This window comes from Salmonella sp. 741265116_PST, from assembly GCF_046567715.1.
Taxonomy (GTDB): domain Bacteria; phylum Pseudomonadota; class Gammaproteobacteria; order Enterobacterales; family Enterobacteriaceae; genus Salmonella; species Salmonella enterica.
This window is the reverse complement of the sequence record NZ_JBKFPH010000066.1, coordinates 1-4,194: the sequence shown is the minus strand read 5'-3', so window position 1 is coordinate 4,194 and position 4,194 is coordinate 1. Positions and strand designations below refer to the sequence as shown.

At 50.4% G+C, this 4,194-nt stretch carries 6 protein-coding genes; all 6 read right to left on the bottom strand.

The annotated features are described in order from the left end of the window. Nucleotides 1–421: 421 nt before the first annotated feature. The 6 genes from rplL to secE all read right to left on the bottom strand — a co-directional run bounded on the left by rplL (nucleotide 422) and on the right by secE (nucleotide 3,995). Entirely contained in the window at nucleotides 422–787 is a 366-nt protein-coding gene (rplL, locus tag ACLD11_RS21710; protein WP_000028882.1) for a 50S ribosomal protein L7/L12, read from the bottom strand. A gap of 66 nt (nucleotides 788–853) precedes the next feature. Then, a complete protein-coding gene (gene rplJ / locus ACLD11_RS21705; protein ID WP_001207203.1) occupies nucleotides 854–1,351 on the bottom strand; it encodes a 50S ribosomal protein L10 in 498 nt (165 codons plus the stop codon). Nucleotides 1,352–1,770: 419 nt separating this feature from the next. Then, nucleotides 1,771–2,475 (bottom strand): 50S ribosomal protein L1, encoded by a 705-nt coding sequence (rplA, locus tag ACLD11_RS21700; protein WP_001096676.1) that lies wholly within the window; start codon nucleotides 2,473–2,475, stop codon nucleotides 1,771–1,773. A 3-nt stretch (nucleotides 2,476–2,478) separates the two neighbouring features. Next, complete coding sequence (rplK, locus tag ACLD11_RS21695; protein ID WP_001085926.1) at nucleotides 2,479–2,907, bottom strand: 50S ribosomal protein L11; 429 nt, start codon at nucleotides 2,905–2,907, stop codon at nucleotides 2,479–2,481. 157 nt (nucleotides 2,908–3,064) lie between these two features. Next, entirely contained in the window at nucleotides 3,065–3,610 is a 546-nt protein-coding gene (gene nusG, locus ACLD11_RS21690) for a transcription termination/antitermination protein NusG (RefSeq protein ID WP_001287521.1), read from the bottom strand. Between the two features lies 1 nt (nucleotide 3,611). Then, nucleotides 3,612–3,995 (bottom strand): preprotein translocase subunit SecE, encoded by a 384-nt coding sequence (gene secE, locus ACLD11_RS21685; protein ID WP_001275691.1) that lies wholly within the window; start codon nucleotides 3,993–3,995, stop codon nucleotides 3,612–3,614. Between the last annotated feature and the right edge of the window lie 199 nt (nucleotides 3,996–4,194).

Below are 4,194 nucleotides of genomic sequence, written 5' to 3'. Positions count from 1 at the left end.
GCTGGCGGGCTTATTGAAATATCGCCAGGCCGCAGCCTCCACACCAAAAATACCATCGCCAAAATCCTTACGAATACGTTTTTTCTCGGTATAGGAGTAAACCATAGGGTTCCTCAGCTCGCTGACAAGTCGACCCATCTGTCCTGCGGGGGACAGTTTGTGCAACACTATTTTGTTGACCGGAAAATGGATACTTTCCGCAATGCCTGTTGCTATCACGCTTAAACCATTTCATTGCGATTTACACAGAACGTACGCTCTGTCGCAGTATATTAAGTCGTCGATAGAAACAAGCATTGAAAGGCACAGCAGTAGTCAAACAGTGTGAAACGCTACTGGCGCCTTACAGCGCAAAAAGGCTGGTGACAAAAAGTCACCAGCCATCAGCCTGATTTCTCAGGCTGCAACCGGAAGGGTTGGCTTATTTAACTTCAACTTCAGCGCCAGCTTCTTCCAGAGATTTTTTCAGTGCTTCAGCGTCATCTTTGCTCACGCCTTCTTTCAGAGCGGCCGGAGCAGATTCTACCAGGTCTTTAGCTTCTTTCAGACCCAGGCCAGTTGCGCCACGTACTGCTTTGATAACAGCAACTTTGTTAGCGCCAGCAGCTTTCAGAATTACGTCGAATTCAGTTTTTTCTTCAGCAGCTTCAGCCGGGCCAGCAGCTACAGCTACAGCAGCAGCAGCGGAAACACCGAATTTTTCTTCCATTGCAGAAATCAGTTCTACAACGTCCATTACGGACATAGCGGATACTGCTTCAATGATTTGATCTTTAGTGATAGACATTTAAATTGTTCCTGAATATCAGAATAAGTTTATACGTAAGCAAATGCTTGATAAAGACAACTGCGATTACGCAGCTTCTTTTGCATCGCGTACAGCAGCCAGTGTGCGAACCAGTTTGCCAGCCGAAGCTTCTTTCATGGTTGCCATCAGGCGTGCAATTGCTTCTTCGTAGGTCGGCAGAGTTGCCAGGCGGTCGATCTGAGACGCCGGGATCAGCTCACCTTCAAAGGCTGCAGCTTTGACCTCAAATTTTGCATTCGCTTTCGCGAACTCTTTGAACAGACGAGCAGCAGCGCCCGGGTGTTCCATAGAGTATGCAATCAGGGTCGGACCAACAAACGTGTCTTTCAGGCACTCGAACTGAGTACCTTCAACGACGCGGCGCAGCAGGGTGTTACGAACAACACGCATGTATACGCCAGCTTCACGACCTGCTTTACGCAGTTCAGTCATTTTATCTACAGTTACGCCACGGGAATCCGCAACTACTGCAGACAGCGCGCCTTTGGCTACTTCGCTGACTTCAGCAACAATCGCTTGTTTGTCTTGAAGATTTAAAGCCATTAGCTTTGCTCCTGGATGTTTGCCGGAACTCATGTTCCGGAACTCACTTCACTCATCTCAACGAGAAGAGCGTCTTAATACGGTGAGCAGAAACAAGCCAGAGTATCAAAAATAATCTTAGCGTTCTGTCACCGTCTACGCAGGGGATTAAGCCTCTTGCGAGACGCCTGCGGTCTTCGACGGAGGCCTGGATAGGCCAAGCTCCAACGAACAAATTCTTTCTATGACTTCGTCCTTTGAACCGCAGCTGTGTTAGCTGCGCTCGTTCACACCAGTCACATAGTTAACTATGCTCCTGGCGATTCACTCACTTGCTGCCTTGCTGCAATTCAAATGACTCGCATAGTGCTCTGTTATATTTCAACAGAATCGTGGGGGTAAGATTGTAGACAAAATCACCGCCCACGTAAAGACTAATCTTAGTTCGCAGATGCGCTCAGACCAGCCTGATCAACGGCAACGCCAGCACCCATGGTGGTGGAGATGCTAACTTTCTTGATGTACACACCTTTCGCCTGGCTCGGTTTTGCTTTTTTCAGCGCAACCAGCAGAGCTTCCAGGTTTTCTTTCAGTTTGTCAGCGTCAAAGTCCACTTTACCGATGGTGGTGTGGATGATGCCGTTTTTGTCGTTACGGTAACGAACCTGACCTGCTTTAGCGTTCTTAACCGCTTCAGCAACGTTCGGAGTTACGGTACCGACTTTCGGGTTTGGCATCAGGCCGCGCGGACCCAGAACCTGACCCAACTGGCCAACAACGCGCATTGCATCCGGGGATGCGATAACAACGTCGAAGTTCATTTCGCCTTTCTTGATCTGGTCAGCCAGATCTTCCATACCTACCAGCTCAGCGCCAGCAGCTTTAGCTGCTTCAGCGTTCGGGCCCTGGGTAAATACGGCAACGCGAACAGAACGGCCAGTACCGTGCGGCAGTACAGTCGCGCCACGAACGTTCTGGTCAGATTTACGAGCATCGATGCCGAGGTTAACGGCAACGTCAACGCTTTCGTTGAATTTAGCAGTGGCCAGCTCTTTCAGCAGGGCAATAGCTTCGTTGATGTCGTACTGTTTGGTCGCATCAACTTTTTCACGGATCACGCGCATACGCTTGGTCAGTTTAGCCATTTCTTAGTCCTCCACTACCAGGCCCATGGAACGTGCAGTACCTTCGATGGAGCGAGTCATCGCTTCAATGTCGGCACCGGTCATGTCGGCAGCTTTGGTCTGCGCGATTTCCTGCAGCTGAGCGCGGGAAATTTTACCTACTTTGTCTTTGTTCGGCTTGCCGGAACCAGACTTGATACCAGCCGCTTTTTTCAGCAGAACAGCTGCCGGAGGCGTTTTGGTAACGAAGGTGAAAGAACGGTCAGCGTAAACGGTAATAACAACCGGAATCGGCAGACCTTTTTCGATGGAATCCGTTTTTGCGTTGAACGCTTTGCAGAATTCCATGATGTTCACACCTTGCTGACCCAGTGCTGGACCAACCGGCGGACTCGGGTTCGCCATACCAGCTGCAACCTGCAGCTTGACGTAGGCTTGTACTTTCTTAGCCATTCTAAATTCCTCGAATTGGGTAGTATCGCTTCAAAGAAGCTCCCCGTGATAAATATCGCTTTATGGGCATAAGGCCCATAAAAACAAAAGGCGCGAAATTGTATGTCAATTTCGCGCCCTATGCAACGATTAGATCGCTGCTTTTTTGATCGCAGCCTTACGCTTTCTCAACCTGGCTGAAGTCCAGCTCTACCGGGGTCGCACGACCGAAGATAGAAACAGACACTTTCAGGCGAGACTTCTCATAATCGACTTCTTCGACAACGCCGTTAAAGTCTGCGAACGGACCGTCGTTAACACGAACCATTTCACCCGGTTCAAACAGAGTTTTCGGCCGCGGCTTATCGCCAACCTGCTGCAGGCGGTTCATGATCGCATCGACTTCTTTGTCGCTGATCGGCGCCGGACGGTCAGAGGTACCGCCGATAAAGCCCATCACACGCGGCACGCTACGCACCAGGTGCCAGCTTGCGTCGTTCATGACCATCTGGACCAGAACGTAACCCGGGAAGAATTTGCGTTCGCTTTTGCGACGCTGGCCGCCACGGATCTCAACGACTTCTTCAGTCGGCACCATGACTTCGCCAAACAGCTCTTCCATATTGTGTAATTTGATATGCTCGCGCAGCGATGTGGCTACGCGGCCTTCAAAACCGGAAAACGCCTGAACGACGTACCAGCGCTTTTTAGGTGCTTCAGACATCTCAGAACCTCAGGCCAGTGATAAAGGATACCAGGCGAACCAGAATACCATCCAGTCCCCACAGGATCAGTGACATAACTGCGGTAACCGCAGCGACGATCAGCGTGGTGTGCAGCGTTTCCTGGCGAGTCGGCCAAATGACCTTACGGACTTCGGTTCTCGCTTCACGGGCAAAAGCAACGGTTGCTTTACCTTTTGTCGTCAACAGCGCGACACCACCCGCTGCAGCAATCAGAATTACTACGGCCAGCGCACGCAGCGGCAGCATCATGTCGCGATAGAGGTAGTTGCCGACGATTGCGACGATCAGCAATATGGCAACAACTATCCACTTCATCGCTTCCAGGCCGCGCCCGCTCCCTTGAGCTTCGGTATTCGCACTCATAAACCAACCTGTCAGAAGTATTCTACAAACATTTTCACCCCGTAATCGCGAGGCAATCCAAATCGAAACGCTTATTCGCCTTTCGGATTATACGCCCTCTACAGAGCCTGTCTCAGCAATGATTATGACAAATAAAATCACTGATGAGCCAGGTTCTGGTGTGAAAGCGTGCAAAAAGGGCATCAAATGATGCCCTTTT

Coding starts and splice junctions, on each gene's coding strand:
- rplL (WP_000028882.1), bottom strand. CDS start 787: ATGTCTATCACTAAAGATCAAATCATTGAAGCAGTATCCGCTATGTCC.
- rplJ (WP_001207203.1), bottom strand. CDS start 1,351: ATGGCTTTAAATCTTCAAGACAAACAAGCGATTGTTGCTGAAGTCAGC.
- rplA (WP_001096676.1), bottom strand. CDS start 2,475: ATGGCTAAACTGACCAAGCGTATGCGCGTGATCCGTGAAAAAGTTGAT.
- rplK (WP_001085926.1), bottom strand. CDS start 2,907: ATGGCTAAGAAAGTACAAGCCTACGTCAAGCTGCAGGTTGCAGCTGGT.
- nusG (WP_001287521.1), bottom strand. CDS start 3,610: ATGTCTGAAGCACCTAAAAAGCGCTGGTACGTCGTTCAGGCGTTTTCC.
- secE (WP_001275691.1), bottom strand. CDS start 3,995: ATGAGTGCGAATACCGAAGCTCAAGGGAGCGGGCGCGGCCTGGAAGCG.